Annotated in this window: 13 protein-coding genes; 3 read left to right on the forward strand and 10 right to left on the reverse strand. The window is 69.8% G+C overall.

Features of this window, described 5'->3' with window-relative positions; translation table 11 throughout:
* Position 1: 1 nt before the first annotated feature.
* From FZ938_RS15695 to FZ938_RS15730, 7 genes are all read right to left on the reverse strand, one after another.
* A complete protein-coding gene (locus FZ938_RS15695) occupies positions 2–769 on the reverse strand; it encodes a response regulator transcription factor (protein WP_149199435.1) in 768 nt (255 codons plus the stop codon).
* On the reverse strand, positions 766–1,842 hold the full coding sequence (locus FZ938_RS15700) for a chemotaxis protein CheB (RefSeq protein ID WP_174757463.1): 1,077 nt from the start codon (positions 1,840–1,842) through the stop codon (positions 766–768). Before FZ938_RS15700 ends, FZ938_RS15695 begins: the two co-directional genes overlap by 4 nt.
* Before the next feature lie 50 nt (positions 1,843–1,892).
* Positions 1,893–4,142: a hybrid sensor histidine kinase/response regulator gene (locus FZ938_RS15705; protein WP_149199436.1), complete on the reverse strand. Its 2,250-nt coding sequence runs from the start codon at positions 4,140–4,142 to the stop codon at positions 1,893–1,895.
* A 250-nt stretch (positions 4,143–4,392) separates the two neighbouring features.
* Positions 4,393–6,081: a methyl-accepting chemotaxis protein gene (locus FZ938_RS15715; RefSeq protein ID WP_149199437.1), complete on the reverse strand. Its 1,689-nt coding sequence runs from the start codon at positions 6,079–6,081 to the stop codon at positions 4,393–4,395.
* A gap of 46 nt (positions 6,082–6,127) precedes the next feature.
* On the reverse strand, positions 6,128–6,859 hold the full coding sequence (locus tag FZ938_RS15720; protein ID WP_149199438.1) for a chemotaxis protein CheW: 732 nt from the start codon (positions 6,857–6,859) through the stop codon (positions 6,128–6,130).
* Positions 6,859–8,292, reverse strand: coding sequence for a CheR family methyltransferase (locus FZ938_RS15725; protein ID WP_149199439.1), 1,434 nt, complete (start codon positions 8,290–8,292; stop codon positions 6,859–6,861). The genes FZ938_RS15720 and FZ938_RS15725 overlap by 1 nt, the downstream gene beginning before the upstream one ends.
* Positions 8,289–8,894, reverse strand: coding sequence for a CheW domain-containing protein (locus tag FZ938_RS15730; RefSeq protein ID WP_149199440.1), 606 nt, complete (start codon positions 8,892–8,894; stop codon positions 8,289–8,291). Before FZ938_RS15730 ends, FZ938_RS15725 begins: the two co-directional genes overlap by 4 nt.
* 150 nt (positions 8,895–9,044) lie before the next feature.
* Here FZ938_RS15730 and FZ938_RS15735 point away from each other — a divergent pair, with 150 nt between their 5' ends.
* Positions 9,045–9,509: a MaoC family dehydratase gene (locus tag FZ938_RS15735; protein WP_109156784.1), complete on the forward strand. Its 465-nt coding sequence runs from the start codon at positions 9,045–9,047 to the stop codon at positions 9,507–9,509.
* 34 nt (positions 9,510–9,543) lie between these two features.
* On the opposite strand, the gene FZ938_RS15740 is transcribed toward FZ938_RS15735, so the two are convergent.
* A complete protein-coding gene (locus tag FZ938_RS15740; protein ID WP_149199441.1) occupies positions 9,544–10,476 on the reverse strand; it encodes a response regulator in 933 nt (310 codons plus the stop codon).
* Positions 10,473–14,003, reverse strand: coding sequence for a hybrid sensor histidine kinase/response regulator (locus FZ938_RS15745; protein WP_246799038.1), 3,531 nt, complete (start codon positions 14,001–14,003; stop codon positions 10,473–10,475). The genes FZ938_RS15740 and FZ938_RS15745 overlap by 4 nt, the downstream gene beginning before the upstream one ends.
* 107 nt (positions 14,004–14,110) lie before the next feature.
* Here FZ938_RS15745 and FZ938_RS15750 point away from each other — a divergent pair, with 107 nt between their 5' ends.
* Both FZ938_RS15750 and FZ938_RS15755 read left to right on the forward strand, forming a co-directional pair.
* Positions 14,111–14,500, forward strand: coding sequence for a DUF1636 domain-containing protein (locus tag FZ938_RS15750; RefSeq protein ID WP_149199442.1), 390 nt, complete (start codon positions 14,111–14,113; stop codon positions 14,498–14,500).
* 75 nt (positions 14,501–14,575) lie between these two features.
* Positions 14,576–14,842 carry a hypothetical protein gene (locus FZ938_RS15755; RefSeq protein WP_149199443.1) on the forward strand — a complete coding sequence of 89 codons (267 nt, stop codon included), beginning with the start codon at positions 14,576–14,578 and terminating at the stop codon, positions 14,840–14,842.
* A gap of 179 nt (positions 14,843–15,021) precedes the next feature.
* Here FZ938_RS15755 and FZ938_RS15760 read toward each other — a convergent pair whose 3' ends face one another.
* On the reverse strand, positions 15,022–16,326 hold the full coding sequence (locus FZ938_RS15760) for a hemolysin family protein (protein WP_149199444.1): 1,305 nt from the start codon (positions 16,324–16,326) through the stop codon (positions 15,022–15,024).
* Positions 16,327–16,350 lie beyond the last annotated feature (24 nt).

Below are 16,350 nucleotides of genomic sequence, written 5' to 3' on the forward strand. Positions count from 1 at the left end.
CCTATGCGGAAGGTGCAAGCCGCGGCAACCGCATCAGATGGTCCTCCACGAAGTATTTGCGGCGCAGAAGTGCCATAAGCCGGGTCTTCAGGACATCCATCTCCTGCGCCTTGCCGACGAAATCGTCGGCGCCGGCGTTCAGGCTGATCATCAGCTGTTCCTCGTCATCCTGGCTGGTCAGGATGACGATTTGGAAGAACAGGCCGCGCTGGCGCCGGAACCTGTCGAATCTTTCGCAGAGCTGGGTGCCGCTGGTGCCCGGCATCACGAGGTCGAGGATGACGCAATCCAGCCCGCCGCCGGCCAGCGCCGCCACCGCCTCGTCGGCGTTGCGCGCGGCGGTGACGGTACAACCCTCCTGCTCCAGTTCGGCGCGCAGGAACTCGCGGTAGGTCGCGCTGTCGTCGACGATCAGGATGCGGGCGCGGCGGAAGATCTCCGGCACGGTCGGCGGGGCGCTGCGCCGCTCCAACAGCGCGCAGGCCTCCTCCACCAGCGCCTTGGGGTCGGAGGGGTCGTGCTCGCCGTCGCCGCGGCCGAGCACCATGACGGCGGCGTCGCTGCGCGCGCGCAGGTCGGCAAGGCCGGTGGGGCCGGCAAGGTCGCCCTCGACGATCAGCAGGTCCTGCGAATTGCCGGCGATCTCGGCCAGGGCCGGCTCCACGCCTTCGACGCAGACGGTCTCGACGCCGCGTTCCTCCAGCAGAAGCTTCATCAGAAGCCCCTGCGTCTGGGAACCCATGACCACCAGGCTGCGGAGTCCGTTCATGGCGCCATCTTCTCGTCGGAGGTCAGTTGCAGCAGCCGTCCGGCCACCCGGTCGAGAGGCAGTTCCTCCACCGCGCCGCCCAGGCGCACGGCGGTGCCCGGCATGCTATGGATCACCGCCGTGGAGGCATGTTCGGCTATGGTGTAGGCCCCCACCCGATGCATGTCCACCAGCCCCCTCGCTCCGTCCTCTCCCATGCCGGTCAACAGCACGCCGATGCCGGAGGCGCCATAGGCGCGCGCCATCGACTGGAACAGCACCTCGCCCGACGGGCGCTGGCCGCACACCGCCGGGTCGCCGGACAGGCCGATGGCGCCGTTGTCCACCAGCATGTGCCGGTCGCCCGGCGCCACATAGACCGTGCCGGGCCGCGGCTTCACCCCCGCCTCGCCCAGTTGCACCGGCAGCGGGGAGACGGTGCCCAGCCAGTTGGCGAAGCCCTCCATGAAGGGGGCGCCCATATGCTGGACCACGAAGACCGGCAGCGGAAAGCCGGCCGGCAGCTCCTTCAGGACTTTCGCCAGCGCCGCCGGCCCGCCGGTGGAGGCGACGAGGCCAAGCCCGCGAAAGCGGCGGACGCGGCCGTCGGCCGTCACCGCCGCCTCGGGCAGGCGGCCGTCCGGGGATGGGGTTTCGCCGGGGGCGCTGTAGGAACGCGCGCCCCGCGCGGTGATGCGGTGGCGGATGACCTTCACCTGGCTCATGATGACCAGCTGGGTGCAGAGATGATGCGCCACCGTCTGGTAGTCGGCGCGCGCCATGCTGCCCGGCTTCTCCACCACCGCCAGCGCGCCGGCCTGCAACGCCCGCATGGGGATGTCGAGGTCGCGCACGTCGGACGCCACCACGACGATCGGCAGCGGGGTCTGCCGCATGATGCGGCTGGTCACCTCGAAGCCGTCGATGCCCGGCAGGCGGATGTCGAGCGACACCACGTCGGGGGCGTTCTTCTCGATCATGCGCAGGGCCTGTTCGCCGCTGGAGGCGATGCCCGCCACCTCCAGCCGAGGATCGGCGCCGATGACGTGGCTGAGAAGCTGCTGGATAACCGGACTGTCCTCGACCACCAGCACGCGGATACGACGGTTTCCGACGGTGGGAGGTCCGGAGTGCGCCGCGCCGCTCACAGCAGCCGCCGGATGCCGGCCAGAAGCTCGTTCTGGTCGAACCGCGTCTTGACGATGTAGGCGTCCGCCCCCAGCCGCAGGCCGCGCTCGCGGTCCTCGTCGCTGGCGCGCGAGGTGACGAGGATCACCGGGATCTCCTCCAGCCGCTTGTCGGCCTTCACCGCCTGCAGCAGGGCGAAACCGTCCATCCGGGGCATCTCGACGTCGCTGATGATCAGGCCAACCTCCATCCCTTCGGAAAGGCGCTCCAGGGCCTCGCGCCCGTCCACGCACAGCGTCACCCGATAACCATGGGCTTCGAGGATGCTCTTTTCCAGCGTGCGGGTGGTGATGCTGTCATCGACGACCAGGATATGCGCCCGGGCAGGGGTAACCTCTTCCGCCGGGCGTGCCGGGGGCGGCAGGACGCTGCCGGGCAGCGGCATCAGGCCGGAGATGTTCAGCACCAGCGCCGGCCCGCCATCGTCCATCAGCACGGTGCCGAGATAGCGGCCGCTGTCGAGCCCGGTCTCCTCCGCCGCCGTCACCACCGTCTCGCGCGTCGCGACGAAGCGGTCGACCGCCAGCGCCAGCCGCCGGTCGGCCGCGCGGACGACCACCAGGGCCAGCGAGCGTTCGGCGGTGGGCACCACCGGCGCCTCCATCCCCAGCAGGGCGGCCAGCGAGGTGACGGGCGTCTCCTCCTCGCCGATGCGGATCATCGGCGTGCCGACGCCGGAGAACAGCGATTCGGCCGTGGCATTGCGCAGCCGGACCACGTCGGCGGATGGAATCGCCAGGATCTGGTCCTGCACGGCGACGAAGACCAGACGCTGGCTGAGCAGGCTCAGCGGCACCTCGATGGTGACGACAGTGCCGCCCTCCGGCCGGTCGGCGATGGTCAGGTTGCCCTGCAGCCGCTCCACCTCCCGCCGGGCGATGGCCAGCCCCATGCCGCGCCCCGCCAGTTCGGTGGTGCGCGACGCGGTGGAGAATCCTGGGTGGAACAGGAACTCGGTCAACCGCTCCAGCGGCATCTCCTCACCGGACGACAGCTCGTCGGCGTCGATCAGGCCGCGTTCGGCCGCCTTGCGCAGGATCGCCGCGCGGTCCAGCCCGCGGCCGTCGTCCTCGATGCGCAGGTGCAGGCGGGCCCCCTCCACCGACGCGGCGATGGTGACGCGCGCCGCCGGCCGCTTGCCCAGCGCCAGCCGTTCCGCCGGCGTTTCGATGCCGTGGCTGATGGCGTTGCGGGCGATGTGGAGGATGGGGTCCTTCAGCCGCTGCAGGACGTTGCGGTCGGCCTCCACCTCCAGGCCGCGGACGTCGACCTCGACCTCCTTGCCCTCGGCCCGGCTGATGTCGCGGACCATGCGGCCGAGGCCGCTCAGCTGGTTTTCCGCCGGCAGCATGCGCAGGCGCCGCATGTCCTGCTGGAAGCCGCCGCCCCAGCGCCGCATCGACCACAAGAGCCGGTCATGGCTGCGGTGCGCGCTGTCGAGCGCGCCGCCGAGCGCGCGGAAGCGCCGTTCGAAAGCCATCAGGGCGGGCAGCGCGCCGCGGCCGTCCAGCGTTTCGGCTCCATCCTCCGGCCGGGCCTCCGGCCGGGCGCCGCGACCGAGCTGCACGCGCAGATGCCGCCATGCGCGGTCGAGCGCCCGCCATTCCTGCCGCATCGCGCGGAGCTGCTCGCCGAGCCCGGCCTGCGCCTCCACCTCCGGCAACAGGGCCGAGGCGGTTTCCGACAAACGCTCCAGCCCCTGGGCGGCGATGCGGACCAGGGCGGCGGAATCGGCGTCGACGGTGCGCTCGCGCTGGCGTGGAGGCCGGCTCCCGGCTGTGCGGACGGGAGATGCCGGAGCGGGAGCCGGGGCCGGAGAGCGGCCATGGCCGCCGGCGGCCAGCGCGTCGAGGTCGGCGAGCACGCCGGCCGTCTCCACCTCCCCGCCGCCCTGGAGCGACCAGGCGACCAGATCCTCGATGGCGTCGAGCGCGCGGCGGAACACGCCGACATTGGCGGCGTCGAGCGGGATCTCACCCTTCTGCACGGCGATGAAGGCGGCTTCCAGCCGGTGGGAAATCGCCTCCACCTCCGGCAGGTCGACGGCGCGGGCGGCGCCCTTCAGGCTGTGGGCGCGCCGGTGGATGTCGACGAGATCGGGCGCGTCGCCCGTCGCCTCCGCATCGCGGAGCGCGTTACGGATCGCGGCGAGGTGGTCCTTGTGCTCCAGGTCGAAGGCGGCGAGCAGGCGCTGGCGGATGTCCATCAGGGGCTCCGGGCGGGAGCGGAATCCCCTCTCCCCCCCGCGTCAGCGCAAACTTCGTTTGCGCTGACGCGGCAGGCGGACCATAGGTCCGCCGAAAGCGGGGAGAGGGTTAGGGTGAGGGGGACACACGGCGAGGATTGGCAAGGATCGCGCAGCATCGGCTCCCCAACGACACCACGCAATGCATCCCCCTCACCCCGACCCTCTCCCCGGGGGGGAGAGGGGGAATAGTGGCTTCGGCGGCGCATCGTCACACCCGATAATTCCGCACCGCCTCGACCAGGCCCTGGCCGAGGTTGTTCAGGTTGGCGGCGGCGCCTTCCAGCTGGCGGGTGCCGGCGGCGGTCTGGCTGCTGGCCTCGCGGATGTTCTGCAGCGCCTGGATCACCTGCTCCAGGCCGATCTGCTGCTGGTTGGTGCCGGCGACGATCTGCTGGAAGGCGAGAACGCTCTCCTGGATGTTCTCCGCCATGGTGCGGATGGTCGACTGGGTGGCGTCGGTCTGGCGCTTGCCGGCGGCGACGCGCTTCACCGCCTCCTCCGTCAGCATGACCGAGGCGTTGATGCCGTGCTGGATCTCCGACAGGTTGGAGCGGACCTGGGCGGTCGCCTCCTTCGACTGGTCGGCGAGGCTCTTGATCTCGCCCGCCACGATGGAGAAGGTGCGGCCATGCTCGCCGGCCGCCGCCGCCTCGATGGCGGCGTTCAGCGCCAGCAGGTGGCAGCGCTCGGCGATGTCGTTGACCGTCACGATGATCTCGCCGATCGCCTGGGTGCGCTCGGACAGCATGACGATGTTCTCGGCCACCGCCTCCGCCTGTTCGCGGATGGCGTCCATCGCCTGGATGGTGTCGTCCACCGCCTTCATGCCGGAATGGCTGGAGGCCGCCACCGTCTGGGCGCCGTGCGAGACGTCCTGGGCGCGGCGGTTGATCTGGGCGCCGGATTCGGTGATCTCCGACAGGGTCGCCGTGGTCTGCTCCACCGCCGCCAGCTGTTCGGCGACGCTGGCCGACTGCTGCTGGGTCGAAGCGCGGATCTGGGCGGTGGCGGCGTGGACGCTCTCCGCCGTCTCGCGGGTGGTGCGGGCCATCGACTTCAGCCGGCCGGCCATCTCGTTCAGATGCTGGCCGAGGATGGCCAGCTCGTCCTTGCCGGCAATGGCGATCTCCTGCGTCAGGTCGCCGTGGCCCACCCTGGTGACGAAGTCGATGGCGCGGCCGAGCCGCCGGGTGATCGAGCTGCCGATCAGGTAGGCGACCGCCACCGCGATCAGGAAGACGACGACCAGCGCGATGATCGAGGACTGGATGGCGGTGTTGTAGATCGACCGGATGTCGGCGCGGCCGGCCTTGGTCAGGTGGTCGATGGCGGTCTGGGCCTGGTCGATCCGCGCCTCCATGTTCTTGCGCAGTTCGTCCACCCGCTGGCGGCGCAGCAGCGCCTCGGCGATCTGGTTGCGTTCAAGCATGGTGTAGATCGTCCGCGCCTCGTCGCCGACCATGGCGATGGCGCGGGCCATCTCGTTCACCGCGGTGTCCAGCTCGACCCAGCCTCGGCGGCGGCTGTCGGTCACGCCGGTGGAGGCACGCTCCGCCACCATCGCCCGCAGCTGGCCCAGCCGGTCGCGCAACTGGGCGCCGACCTCGTCGTAATGGCGGCGCAGCGGCGCCAGCAGGGCCGGGATCTCGGCGACCCGCCCTTCGGCATTGGCGATGGACACGGCGTTCAGCGCCGTCTCGCGCGTGCTGCGCAGCTCCGCCTGCATGTTGCCGACATCCGTCACCATGTCGGCGGCCTCGTTGTCATAGGTCGACACCGCCATGATGACGTCAAGCGCGTCGGAAAAGCGCGACATCTGATAGAGCGCCAGCAGCGCCGTCAGAACACAGACGACGCCGAATCCCAGGACCAGCTTGTGCGCGACTTTCATGTTCATTCTTGGACTCCAGCCCCGGACGGCTCTTCAGGTGGATCGGTCGATTTCAGGTCTTCACGAGGTCGAGCAACGCCGCCATGTCCAGGATCGCCATGCGGTCGGCGGCGATGGCCCTGACCAGCGGGCCGGCCTCCGTCGGGGCGGCGGTGCGGGGCGGCACGATGTCGGACACCCGCTCCACCTCCCGCACCCGCAGTGCCGCCGGGCGGCCCGCCCCGGTGCGCAGCACGACGGCGTAGCCGGACGGATCGGTCTCGGCCCCGGTCCTGGAAAGAGCGGCGGACAGGCCGGCGGACGGGCCATTGCACAGCCGGTCGAGGTCGAACAGCCGCATCACCCGGCCGGCGACGGCGATCACCCCCAGCACGGCGGGCGGCGCCCCCGGCACGCGGGCCAGCCGCGGCATCGGCACGATATGGCCGAGATGGCGCAGTTCCAGCCCATAGAGCGTTTCGGCCCCGCGGGCGACCAGCATCGGGACGCCGGCGCTCTCCTCCCCATGGAGTTGCGGGATTTCGGCCAGCTCCTCGGCCCGGCGGGCCAGCACCGCGTCGGCCCATGGGCCGTGGCCGGCGAAGGTCGCCTCCATGTCGGCGGTGCGGCGGGCCAGCTTCCCGTGCACCTCGTCCCAGTCGATGGCGGCCTGGGCGGCCGCACGGGCGGCGGCGCGGTCGGGAGAGGCGCTTTCCAGAGCGGCGATGAGCGGTGCGGCACCCGCCGCCCCGGTCACCATCCCCGCCGCCAATCCTGCGCCGGCCCCGGCAAGCGTGTCGTCCATCACCCCTCCTCACCGGTCAGCCAGAGGTCCAGCATGCCGCGCAATTCCTGTACGGTCAGGCCGCCGCCCTCCGTCACCGCTTCGTCGTCGGGACGGTTCTCCAGCGCCTCACGCGCATTGCGGAAATGGCGCTGCGCCGGGACCAGCCGGCCGCGCCGCCAATAGGCCAGCGCCAGATGATAGTCGGCCAGAACGAAGCGCGGGTCGAGATACAGCGCGCGCTTGAAGGCCGCCACCGGGTCGCCGACGCCCAGTTCCTCCTCCACCAGACCCAGCTGGTAATGGGCGCCGGGGTCCAGCCGGTTCGCCTCCACCCGGGCCAGACAGCCTTCCAGAACGGTCGAACGCTCGTTGGTCTCGGCGGCGTCCGGCGGGGTGGGTGCGGCGGGAGGCGTCGCCGCCGGCGCGGCCCTGCGCGAGCGCGGGCCGCGGCGAAGGGCGGGATCGGGCGCGGCTTCCGGCGCCGGTCCGGTCGCGCGGCGTGACTTGAGCACGGGGGCCGGCGCCGCCGCTGCCGGACCGTGGGACGGGCGGCGATCCGCCGCGGCCGGGGCCGCCGGTTCGGCCTGCTTGCGGTAGAGGGTGGCGCCGGGAACCGAGACCGGTATGAACAGCTCGTTCATCTGCGGACCGGCCTCGGCATGGCCGACCACCAGCCAGCCGCCGTCGGCCAGCGCCTTGTGCAGGTTGCCCAGCAGCCGGTGCCGCGTCGCTTCGTCGAAATAGATCATGACGTTGCGACACAGGATGATGTCGAAATGCCCGATCCCGTGCGGATAGGAGGGGATCGCCCCATCCACGAGGTTGAAGGGCATGAAGCTGGTCCATTGCCGGTATTTCGGCTTGACCGACCACAGCTTGTCCTGGCGGTCGAAACAGGCCTCCAGCGTATCCGGCGACAGGCCGCGCACCGCCCAGTCGCCATAGGCGCCGCGCCGCGCCTGTTCCAGGAAGGCGCCGTTGATGTCGGTGCCGACGATGTGGACCTGCCAGCCTTCCAGCTGGGCGGCGAAATGCTGCTTCAGCAGGATTTCGAGCGTGTAGGCCTCCGGCCCGATGGAGCAGCCGGCACTCCAGATCCGCAGCAGGCGGCTCGACTGGTTGCGGCGCAGGCATTCGGGGATGGCGACGGCGCGCAGCGCATCGAACTGCTCGATGTAGCGGAAGAAGAAGGTCTCCCCCACCGCCAGCTCGTTGATGAGGCCCTGATATTCGGCGCCGGTCGGACCTTCCGCCTCCAACGCGGCGAGATAACCGCCGACCGTGGTGACGCGGCCGAAGGGCAGCCGGCGGTTGATCCGCTCGGCGAAGGCTGCATCCTTGTCGGCGTAATAGGCGAGCCCGGTGGCGTCGATCACCATCGACTTCAGGCGCAGGAAATTCGGATCGCGGCGGATCGCCTCGATCCCGGCGGCGACGGCGTTCGGCATCATGCTGCACCGTCCGCGGAAGAGGCCGCGTCCTGAGAGTGCCGCCACTGGGCCAACCGTCGTTCCGCCACGGCACGGAAGGCGTCGAGCAGCCGGCCTTCCGCCTCGCTGAGCAGCCGGTCGGGGTCGAGCAGGGTCACGGTGCCGCCGCGGCCGGTCACCCGGTCCGGAAAGGCGCCGACGGCACAGCCGTTGAAGGTCAGCGCCGGATCGGAGGGCGTGCGCTCGGCGGGATCGACCACGGTGTCGCCATGGACCCGGTCGGCCAGCAGCGCCGCCGGCCGCCCCTGCCAGGTGACGAGAAACAGCGGCGAATAGAGGTTCGGCTCGGCGCCCTCACCGGCCAGATCCAGCAGCACGTCCAGGCGCAGGACCGGCACCACCTCCCCCTGATAGCGGAAAACGCCCTCCACCGGCAGCGGCGCCGTCGGCAGCCGGTCGAGACGCGGCAACGGCAAAAAACGCCGCACGGACCCGACCGGCAGCGCCAGCGCCCGGCCGGCAACCGAAAACACGACGCAACGGAATGGCGACGGGGTGGAGGAAGTTTGCGCTGGGTTTGGTGACATCCGTCCGTCGATGGTCTGGAATCCGACCGGGAACATGCCCCATCACGACCGGAATGCGAATTACGCCAATGGTTTACGCCGTAGGGCCTATGCCCCGGCCGCGGCCGTCCCTGCCCTTTGCCGGATGGATCGGGCGGGCTACTCTCTTGCGGCAAGGATAATCCGGGACCAGGGAGAATCGATACGATGGCCGGCCGCTATTTCGAGGATTTCCGCATCGGTGACGTGATCGAATCGGAAGGGGCGACCCTGACCGACAGCCAGATCATGGATTTCGCCCTGCGCTTCGACCCGCAGCCCTTCCACATGGACGCGGCGGCGGCGGCCGACGGGCCGTTCCAGGGGCTGATCGCCAGCGGTTTCCACACCCTGTCGCTGACCTTCCGGCTGATCCGCGACACCGGCATCATCACCGGCACCAGCCTGGGCGGGTCCGGCATGGACGAGCTGCGCTGGCTGCGGCCGGTGCGGCCCGGCGACACCATCCGCGCCCGGGTGGAGGTGGTGGAGACCATCCCGTCGCGCCGCGGCGGGCGCGGCACGGTGCGGCTGGCCTATACCACGGTGAACCAGCGCGGCGAGCCGGTGATGACCTGCATCATGAACCACATCATCGCCGGACGGGGCGGCCCGCAGACCGTCGAGGTCTGAATGACGCGCCTCCCCCACCACGCCTTCGCCGCCTTCAGGCCCGCGCGGCCAGGGTGCGGATCGCCAGCGCGGCGGCAGAGGCACGGTTTTCCACCCCCAGCTTGGCGAAGACCTGTTCCAGATGCTTGTTCACCGTGCGCGGACTGATGCCCAGGATCTCGCCGATGTCGCGGTTGGGCTTGCCGTTGGCGATCCACAGCAGCACCTCCGCCTCGCGGGCGGTCAGGCCGAGGGCGTCGCGCAGGATCGCCTCCTGCCGTCCGGCGGTCGGCTCGCTGAGGCGGAACAGGTACTCGTCGGGGTTGGCCGGGCTGAGATAGGTGAATTCCAGCCGCCGCACCCCCTCGCCGTCCGGCAGGTCCAGCGTGAAGGTCTCCGCCGAGGCGCCGGGGGATGAGGTCCGGCGCAGCCGGACCAGACCGGCGGCCAGGGAGGATGCCGCTTCGGGGCGCACGCCGTCGGGGCCGGGCAGCAGGCCGCCGAGCAGCCGCTCCGCCTGCGGGGTGCACCACAGCAGCCTGCCCTCCCCGTCGGTCGCCAGCAGGAAGCGGCCGGTGGCGTCGAGCGCGGCGCGGGCGCCGTAGGCGACGCGGGCGTTGGTCAGATGGACGCGGATGCGGGCGATCAGCTCGTCCACCACGATCGGCTTGGTGACGTAGTCGACGCCGCCGGCCTCCAGCCCCTTCACCACATGTTCGGTGTCGCTGAGGCCGGTCATGAAGATGACGGGGATGTGCGACAGGTGGGGGATCTGCTTCAGCCGCCGACAGGTCTCGAAGCCGTCGAGGCCGGGCATCACCGCATCCATCAGGATCAGGTCCGGGGTGATCTGGCCGACCAGATCGAGAGCGCTTTCGCCGTCGACGGCGACCAGCACGGTCAGGTCGGCCTGTTCGATGGCCTCCGTCAGGAATCCCAGCGTGTCGGGGGTGTCGTCCACCACCAGGATCATGTCGCGGCGCTTCATCCCGTCACGGCCCCGTCTTCTTCCAGATCATCTTCCGCCCGATCGTCTTGGTCCTGTGCGGCGTCGCGCTGCGCCGCCGCCTCTTCCACCGCACGCATATAGCCTTTCAGGTCGAAGGCGCGCACCAGCGTTCGCAGCCGCTCGACGAAAGGCAGGGCGGCGGCATCCTCCGCCTCGATCTCGCGCAGCTTGGCCTCGATCCCGCGAATATAGCCGATCCGGCCGAGCTGGCGCAGGTCGTCGAGATGACGCAGCGCCGACTCCGGCGGGTGATTGGACGGCGTTTGATTGGATGGCGTTTGATTGGATGGCTCGGGGGTTTGATCGGCCGGCGCGGGCGGCGGGGCAAGCGGTTCCGCCGGCTTTTCCACCGCATGAATCCACTCCAGCCCGGTCAGCGCCTGCAAGCGGTCGAGCACTGCGTGGATCTCGATGGGCTTGGCGACGAAGGCGTCATGCGGCGCCCGGCCGTCGCCCGGTCCCTGTGCCTCGTAGGCGTTGGCCGACACCATGATGATGCGGATACGGTCGGCAAACTGGCGGCGCAGCTCCTCCGCCACGTCCCAGCCGCTCTCGCCGGGCATCGAGATGTCGAGCATGGCGACGTCGGGCTTGCACTGCGCCGCCAGCTCCAGGCAGGAGGCGGCGTCCGACGCGGTGAACAGCACGAATCCCAGCGGACGCAGGATGTCGGTCATCAGCGCCAGATGGTCGCGGTCGTCGTCGGCCAGCAGGATGGTGATCTGCGGCCCGGCATAGCCGGTGATGGCGCGGCGCTCCACCTGCTCGCCCGGCCGCAGCATGGCTTCCGACAGCAGCAGGCGGACGGTGAAGACGCTGCCCCGCCCGGCTTCGCTGCGCACCGCGATGTCGCCGCCCATGATCCGGGTCAGCACCCGCGTGATGGTCAGGCCGAGCCCGGTACCGGCCACCGCCCGCACCGCCGCGCCCCGCCCGCGCTCGAAAGGTTCGAAGACGCGGTCGAGATCCTCCGCGCGGATGCCGATGCCGCTGTCGGCGATCTCGAACTCGGCGATCTGGCTTCGGTAGCGGACGGTCAGGGCGACATGGCCGCTCTCGGTGTATTTCACCGCGTTCGACAGCAGGTTGATGAGGATCTGGCGCAGGATCTTGCTGTCGGTGTGGACCCAGACCGGCAGGTGCGGCACGCGGGCATAGCGGAACTCCAGCCCCTTGGCCGATGCCTGGATGCGGAACATGTCTGCCAGCTGGTCGAGGAAGTCGATCAGCTGCACCTTGTCGCGGCTGAGCCGGCGCAGGCCCGATTCGATCTTGGAGATGTCGAGCAGCCCGTCGATCAGGTTGGACAGATGCTCGGCGCTGCGGCGGATGACGCGGACGGCGTCCTGCGGGCGCTGGGTGCTGTTGCTCTCCAGAAGCTGGGCATAGCCGGAGATGGCGTTCAGCGGCGCGCGGATTTCGTGGCTGACGCCGATGATGTAGCGGCTCTTGGCGGCGTTGGCGGCCTCCGCCACCTCCTTGGCCTTCTGGAGCGCGGCGTCGGTGCGTTCGTGGGCGGCGATCTCGTCCATCAGCATGGCGGTCTGGCGGCCGGTCTCCTCCTCCGCCTTGCGGCGGCTTTCATGGGCCAGCACCAGCAGCCAGGCGGCGACGCCGGACAGGATGAACAGGCAGACGAAGACGGTAACCAGCGCGGTGTGGATCGCCGCCCGCTCCGCCGCGTCGGCATTGGCGTACTGGAAGTCGATGACCAGCAGCACCCCGCCCAGCACCAGCGAGAACAGCGTCATCACCCCGATGAAGTGGCCGGTGCGGGTGTGGACCCCGGCGGCCATGCGCTTGGGCAGGATCCGCTGCAGGCTGCGGGCGATCTGGTCGGCGAAGCGGCTGTCGGTCTTGCAAAGATCGTGGCAGCGCGCCTCCAGCGTGCAGCAGAGCGAGCAGATCGGCGCGTCGTATGCCGGGCAGAAGGCCATGTCCGGCCGCTCGAACTGGTTCTCGCAGATCGAGCAGCGGACGGTGGCTCCCTCGCCGGGCAGGGGATCGGCCTTGCGGGCGATGTAATAGCGGCCTCCCGTCCTCCAGGCGATCAGCGGGGCGGCGGCGAAGGCGACGACCAGCCCGATGAAGGGGGCCAGCGCCTGGGCCACCGGACCCAGCAGCCCGAAGAAGGCGGTGGTGGAGCACAGCACCGACAGGCCCATGGCGCCGGTGCCGACCGGGTTGATGTCGTAGAGGTGGGCGCGCTTGAACTCGATCCCCGGCGGGCTGAAGCCGAGAGGCTTGTTGACGGCCAGATCGGCGGCGACCGCCCCCAGCCACCCCACCGCGACGTTGGCATAGAGGCCGAGGATGCTCTCGATCACGCCGAGGATGCCGATTTCCATCAGCAGCAGGGCCAGCAGCACGTTGAACACCAGCCAGACGACGCGGCCGGGGTGGCTGCGGGTCAGGCGGGAGAAGAAGTTCGACCAGGCGATGGAGCCGGCATAGGCGTTGGTGACGTTGATCTTCATCTGGCAGACCACGACGAAGATGCCGGTCAGCGCCAGCGCCGCGACGGGGGAGCCGAACACGTCGAGGAAGGCCATGTGGTACATGCTGTTTGGCTGCACCGCGTCCTCCACCGCCAGTCCGTGCTTGATGGCGAGGAAGGCCAGCAGCGACCCCGCCGCCAGCTTCAGGCTGCCGATCACCACCCAGCCCGGCCCGCCGGCCAGCAGCGCCGTCCACCAGCGCAATTTGCCGATGCGGGACTGCGCGGGCAGGAAGCGCAGATAGTCCACCTGCTCGCCGATCTGCGGCAGCAGCGACAGCAGGACCGAGGCGGCCATGCCGAAGGGCAACAGAGACAGCCCGCCGTCGGGGGCGTAGACGCCGGGCAGCGAGGTCCATTGCGCCAGCGTTTCGCGGTCGAGCAGGAAGAAATAGGCCAGCGGCACGCATTGCAGCAGGATCCACACCGGCTGCGTCGCCCATTGCATGCGGCTGATGAAGCGGATGCCGTAGACGGCGATGGGGATCACCGCCAGCGAACTGATGACATGGGCGAGCGAGGCGGGAATGCCCAGCACCATGGTCAGCCCGGCCGACATGATGCTGGCCTCGATCGAGAACAGGATGAAGGTGAAGGAGGCGTAGACCAGCGAGGTGATGGTGGATCCGAGATAGCCGAAGCCGGCGCCGCGGGCCAGCAGGTCGATGTCCACCCCGGCCTTCGCCGCATGGTAGGTGATCGGCAGCCCGACCAGGATGCTGAGCAGCGCCACCGCCAGGATGGCGGCCATGGCATTCTCGAAGCCGTAGGTCAGGGTGACGGCGGCGCCCAGCGCCTCGCAGGCCAGGAAGGAGATGGCGCCGAGCGCGGTGTTGGCGACCCGCCACGCGCTCCACCGCCGCGCCCGTTCCGCCGTGTAGCGGAGCGCGTAGTCCTCCAGCGTCTGGTCGGCGGCGAGCTGGTTGTATTGCCGGCGTTCACGGACGATCCGTTGCCTCGCGCTCATGCCCGTCCGCCGTTCCCGCCCGTCGTCTGTGGTGGTCCGCATCGTCGGGAGTTTCCCGGTGCTTGGCAAGGTGCAAGCGCGTTGACAGCGCCCGACCCGGCCTCTAGCTGTCGAACCCCACGACCCGGACAATCTCTGAAAGCCCAAGCATGACCGTCGAGCTTGTCGTTTGCGAAACCTGCCGCCGGCCGGAGGATCCGCCCGAAGCCGTCCGGCCGGGGGCCGAACTGGTGGCGCTGATGGTGCGGGCGCTGGCCGACAGTCCCGATCTGGCGGCACAGGTGCGGCTGCGGCCGATGCGCTGCCTGATGAGCTGCCGGCGCCCCTGCGCCGTCGCCGTGCGCTCCGCCTCCCGTATGAGCTATGTGCTGGGCGATTTCGCCCCGGACGAGATGACGGTGGAGACGCTGACCGCCTATCTGCGCGCCTATGCCGCCACCGAAGACGGGATCGTTCCGTTCAAGCAATGGCCCCAGGGCGTCAAGGGTCGTTTCGTTTCCCGACTCCCGCCGCTGGAGGAGCCGGACGGACAGGTTTGACACGCCGGGGCCGCGGCCCAATTATTGTTGGCAAGACCAACGATATTCGCCCTTACGGGCGTGGAGGAGCGCCCGATGAAGGTCGACCCCGAGGTCCTGAACTGCGCCACCGGCCTGCTGCACATGGCGCGCGAGGCCGAACGCTCCAATGGTTGGGAAGCCGGCGACCTGCTGCGCACCACGCTGCGCCTGCTGGTGGTCGCCGGCGCCGACGGCCATGGCTGGGACGCCGACGACCTGTCGGAGGAAGTCCGCGATCTGGTCGAGGCGGTGCGGACGACGAACGGGGATGAGGGGGCGTTCGGGGGCGCGTTCAGGGACGGGGAGATGGTGGTGCATTGAGGGGGTTTTCACGCTGAATGCCCCTCAGACCTCTTGCCCCCTCCCTAACCCTCCCCCGCTCACGCGGGAGAGGGGACTGCCGCCGCTTCGCGATTATGTCACGCCGACAAGCGTTCTACCCCCTCTCCCACCAAAGGTGGGGGAGGGATGGGGAGGGGGCACTCGGCCGGAACACCACCCTACCCCTCCGAAACCTCCGGGTTCAGCTGGATCAGCACCTTGTCGATGCGGCGGCCGTCCATGTCGACGACCTCGAAACGGATGCCGTTCCAATGGAAATGCTCCGCCGCGGTCGGAACGTGACCGAAATGATCGAGAAGGAAGCCGGCGATGGTGTGGAAATCGCCCTCCCCCTTCATGTTCTTGACGCCGACCAGCGCCTCGACCTCCTCGACCGGGGTCATGCCGTCGACCAGCCAGCTGCCGTCCTCGCGCTGGACGGCGCCGGCGTCGCCTTCGTGGCTGCTGTCGGGCAGTTCGCCGGCGATCGCCTCCAGGATGTCGGTCATGGTGACCAGACCCTCGACGCTGCCGTACTCGTCCACCACCACCGCCATGTGGACGCTGGCCTGCTTGAACAGGTCGAGCAGGCGGAAGACCGGCGTGCCGTCATGGACGACCAGCGGCTGGACCATCGCCGCCCGCACGTCGAAGGCGACCCCCTTCAGCGACTGGTCGAGCAGCGCCTTGGCCGCGACGACGCCCTGAAGCTCGTCCACGTCGCCACGGCAGACCGGGAAGCGGGAATAGCCGCTTTCGCAGATCTCGCGGCCGATGGCATCGGGGCTGTCGTCGATGTCGAGCCAGATCAGGTCGGGACGCGGCGTCATGATCGACCGCACCGTGCGGTCGGACAGATGCATCACCCCCTCGATCATCTGGCGTTCGGCCGGCTCGAAGACGCCGCTCTGGGTGCCTTCGGCGATCAGGGTCTTGACCTCCTCCTCCGTCACCGTCTGCTCGCGCGAGGTCGGCAGGCGCAGAAGCTTCAGCACCGCGTCGCTCGACACGCCGAGCAGCCAGACCACCGGGGCCGACAGCCGCGACACCATCCGCATCGGGCCGGCGACCAGGGCGGCGATCCGCTCCGACGAGATCAAGGCGACGCGCTTGGGCACCAGTTCGCCGATGATGAGGGAGAAATAGGTGATGGCGGCGACCACCAGGACAAACGCGACGGTGTGGCCATAGGGGGCGATCCAGGCGACCTGTTCGTCCAGCACGCCGCCGAGCCGTTCGGCCAGGGTGGAGCCGCCATAGGCGCCGGCGATGATGCCGGTCAGGCTGATGCCGACCTGCACGGTGGACAGGAAGCGGCTCGGATCCTCCGACAGCTCCAGCGCGACGCGGGCACCCGCGCCGCCTTTCTCCTCGGCCATCTGCTGAAGCCGGGCGCGGCGCGCCGACACCAGCGCCATCTCCGACATCGCGAAGAAGGCGTTGAGCAGGATCAGCAGGACGATGACCAACAGTTCCCAGATCATGGCTTTGTGCCCGAAGGGCGCTCC

The organism is Azospirillum oryzae (genome assembly GCF_008364795.1).
GTDB lineage: Bacteria > Pseudomonadota > Alphaproteobacteria > Azospirillales > Azospirillaceae > Azospirillum > Azospirillum oryzae.

Bases quoted from the DNA above. Each gene is read 5' to 3' on its own strand.
- FZ938_RS15730 (WP_149199440.1), bottom strand. From the start codon at position 8,894: ATGTTCCCGGTCGGATTCCAGACCATCGACGGACGGATGTCACCAAAC.
- FZ938_RS15705 (WP_149199436.1), bottom strand. From the start codon at position 4,142: ATGGACATCCGCCAGCGCCTGCTCGCCGCCTTCGACCTGGAGCACAAG.
- FZ938_RS15715 (WP_149199437.1), bottom strand. From the start codon at position 6,081: ATGAACATGAAAGTCGCGCACAAGCTGGTCCTGGGATTCGGCGTCGTC.
- FZ938_RS15740 (WP_149199441.1), bottom strand. From the start codon at position 10,476: ATGAAGCGCCGCGACATGATCCTGGTGGTGGACGACACCCCCGACACG.
- FZ938_RS15750 (WP_149199442.1), top strand. From the start codon at position 14,111: ATGACCGTCGAGCTTGTCGTTTGCGAAACCTGCCGCCGGCCGGAGGAT.
- FZ938_RS15745 (WP_246799038.1), bottom strand. From the start codon at position 14,003: ATGCGGACCACCACAGACGACGGGCGGGAACGGCGGACGGGCATGAGC.
- FZ938_RS15725 (WP_149199439.1), bottom strand. From the start codon at position 8,292: ATGATGCCGAACGCCGTCGCCGCCGGGATCGAGGCGATCCGCCGCGAT.
- FZ938_RS15755 (WP_149199443.1), top strand. From the start codon at position 14,576: ATGAAGGTCGACCCCGAGGTCCTGAACTGCGCCACCGGCCTGCTGCAC.
- FZ938_RS15735 (WP_109156784.1), top strand. From the start codon at position 9,045: ATGGCCGGCCGCTATTTCGAGGATTTCCGCATCGGTGACGTGATCGAA.
- FZ938_RS15720 (WP_149199438.1), bottom strand. From the start codon at position 6,859: ATGGACGACACGCTTGCCGGGGCCGGCGCAGGATTGGCGGCGGGGATG.
- FZ938_RS15760 (WP_149199444.1), bottom strand. From the start codon at position 16,326: ATGATCTGGGAACTGTTGGTCATCGTCCTGCTGATCCTGCTCAACGCC.
- FZ938_RS15695 (WP_149199435.1), bottom strand. From the start codon at position 769: ATGAACGGACTCCGCAGCCTGGTGGTCATGGGTTCCCAGACGCAGGGG.